The following is a 3,024-nucleotide window of genomic DNA, read 5'->3' as shown; positions in this document are numbered from 1 at the left end:
GGGTTGGAGGACGGCAGCTCGGTGTAGGAGCCGAGGCCGAACGCCGGGTTCTGCTTGCGGATCTCGATCATCCGGCGGGTCCAGTGCAGCAGCGACGACGGGGAGGCCATGGAGGCCTCGACGTTGGTGACCTGGTAGCCGTAGACCGGGTCCATGATGGTCGGCAGGAACAGCCGGCCGGGGTCGGACGAGGAGAAACCGGCGTTGCGGTCGGGCGTCCACTGCATCGGCGTGCGGACGGCGTCGCGGTCGCCGAGCCAGATGTTGTCGCCCATGCCGATCTCGTCGCCGTAGTAGATGATCGGCGAGCCGGGGAGCGACAGCAGCAGGGCGGTGAAGAGTTCGATCTGGTTGCGGTCGTTGTCCAGCAGTGGGGCGAGCCGGCGGCGGATGCCGATGTTGGCGCGCATGCGGGGGTCCTTGGCGTACTCCGCCCACATGTAGTCGCGTTCCTCGTCGGTGACCATCTCCAGGGTCAGCTCGTCGTGGTTGCGCAGGAAGATGCCCCACTGGCAGCCGGACGGGATGGCGGGGGTCTTGGCGAGGATCTCGGAGACCGGGTAGCGGGACTCGCGGCGGACGGCCATGAAGATGCGGGGCATGACCGGGAAGTGGAAGGCCATGTGGCACTCGTCGCCCCCGGCGGCGTAGTCGCCGAAGTAGTCGACGACGTCCTCCGGCCACTGGTTGGCCTCGGCCAGCAGCACCGTGTCCGGGTACTGGGTGTCGATCTCCTTGCGCACCCGCTTCAGGAAGGCGTGGGTCTCCGGGAGGTTCTCGCAGTTCGTCCCCTCCTGCTGGTACAGGTACGGCACCGCGTCGAGGCGGAAGCCGTCGATCCCCAGGTCCAGCCAGAACTTCAGCGCGGAGATCATCTCCTCCTGGACCGCCGGGTTCTCGTAGTTCAGGTCCGGCTGGTGGGAGAAGAAGCGGTGCCAGTAGTACTGCTTGCGCACCGGGTCGTACGTCCAGTTGGAGGCCTCGGTGTCGACGAAGATGATCCGGGCGTCCTGGAACTGCTTGTCGTCGTCCGCCCACACGTAGTAGTCGCCGTACGGGCCGTCGGGGTCCTTCCTCGACTCCTGGAACCACGGGTGCTGGTCGCTGGTGTGGTTCATGACGAAGTCGATGATCACGCGCATCCCGCGCTGGTGCGCCGCGTCGACGAACTCCACGAAGTCGGCGAGGTCGCCGAAGTCGGGGAGGACGGCGGTGTAGTCGGCCACGTCGTAACCGCCGTCGCGCAGCGGCGACTTGAAGAAGGGCGGCAGCCAGAGGCAGTCGACGCCCAGCCATTGCAGGTAGTCCAGTTTGGCGGTCAGACCCTTCAGGTCGCCGATGCCGTCACCGTTGCTGTCCTGGAAGGAGCGGACCAGGACCTCGTAGAAGACGGCTCGTTTGAACCAGTCCGGGTCCCGGTCCTTGGCGGGAGTGTCCTCGAAGGTGTCCGGGACGGGTTCGTTGACGATCATGTTGTGGGTGACCCTCCGATCGACGGGCTGGACGGTCGCAGAACACGGCTGTGCTCACCCGGCGGCTCACTCCCGGATGCCCGGCCGACGACAAGCACATGCGCTCCCCCCGGCTCCAGGCGCACATAGTTGGCCCTGCCCCATTGATAGGTCTCGCCGGTGAGCTCGTCGCGCACCGGTACCGACTCGTGCCAGTCCAGGCCGAGTTGCGGCATGTCCAACGAGACCGTGGCCTCCTGGGTGTGGTGGGGGTCGAGGTTGACGACCACCAGAACCGTGTTCGAACCCCGCCGCTTCGAGTATGCGATGACCTCCTCCTTGTCGGCGTGGTGGAAGTGGAGGTCGCGCAGTTGCCGCAGGGCCGGGTTCTCGCGCCGGATGGTGTTGAGCCGGGTGATGAGGGGGGTGATGGTGCGGCCCTCGCGTTCGGCGGTTTCCCAGTCGCGGTGTTTGAGCTGGTACTTCTCGGAGTCGAGGTATTCCTCGCTGCCCTCGCGCAGGGGGGTGTTCTCGCACAGTTCGTAGCCGCTGTAGATGCCCCAGGTGGGGGAGAGGGTGGCGGCCAGGACGGCGCGGGCCTCGAAGGCGGGCCGTCCGCCGTGCTGGAGGTAGGCGTGCAGGATGTCGGGGGTGTTGGCGAAGAGGTTGGGCCGCATGTAGGAGGCGGCCTCCCCCGACAGTTCGGTCAGGTAGTCGGTCAGTTCCTGCTTGCCGGTGCGCCAGGTGAAGTAGGTGTAGGACTGCTGGAAGCCGATCTGGGCCAGGGTGTGCATCATCGCCGGGCGGGTGAACGCCTCGGCCAGGAAGATCACGTCCGGGTCGGCGCGGTTGATCTCACCGATCACCCGCTCCCAGAAGACGACCGGTTTGGTGTGCGGGTTGTCGACGCGGAAGATCCGCACCCCGGTGTTCATCCAGTGCCGCAGCACCCGGACCGTCTCGGCGACCAGGCCGTCCAGGTCGGCGTCGAAGGCGATGGGGTAGATGTCCTGGTACTTCTTCGGCGGGTTCTCCGCGTAGGCGATCGAGCCGTCGGGGCGGTGGTGGAACCACTGCGGGTGCTTGTGCACCCAGGGATGGTCCGGGGAGCACTGCAGCGCGAAGTCCAGCGCCACCTCCAGCCCCAGCTCGCCGGCCCGGGCGACGAACCGGGCGAAGTCCTCCAGGGTGCCCAGGTGCGGGTGGACGGCGTCGTGGCCGCCCTCCGGGGAGCCGATCGCCCACGGCACGCCGACGTCGTCCGGGCCGGCGTTGAGCGTGTTGTTGGGGCCCTTGCGGTAGGTGGTGCCGATCGGGTGGATGGGCGGGAGGTAGACGACGTCGAAGCCCATGGCGGCGATCGCGGGCAGTCGGCGGGCGGCGGTGTCGAAGGTGCCGTGCGGCTGTCGCGGGGTGCCCTCGGAGCGGGGGAAGAACTCGTACCAGGATCCGTACAGGGCCCGCTCGCGTTCCACCAGCAGCGGCAGCGGGTCGCTGCTGGTGACCAGCTCCCGCAGCGGGTGCCGGGCCAGCACCGCGTCCACCTCCGGCGTCAACGCCGCCGCCAGCCGGG

General features: G+C 67.9%; 2 protein-coding genes. Both read right to left on the bottom strand.

Going from position 1 to position 3,024, the window contains the following annotated elements:
• A partial coding sequence (treS, locus tag ACZ62B_RS39035; protein WP_469694014.1) for a maltose alpha-D-glucosyltransferase occupies positions 1-1,472 on the bottom strand: 1,472 nt, incomplete at its 3' end.
• Positions 1,469-3,024, bottom strand: a 1,556-nt coding sequence (locus ACZ62B_RS39030) for an alpha-1,4-glucan--maltose-1-phosphate maltosyltransferase (RefSeq protein WP_468729133.1), incomplete at its 5' end; no start/stop codon positions are given. The genes treS and ACZ62B_RS39030, both read right to left, overlap by 4 nt.

The sequence above is a fragment of the Streptomyces sp. NPDC053426 genome, assembly GCF_055585405.1.
The sequence above is the reverse complement of the archived record's forward strand: the minus strand, read 5'-3'. Positions and strand labels throughout refer to the sequence as shown.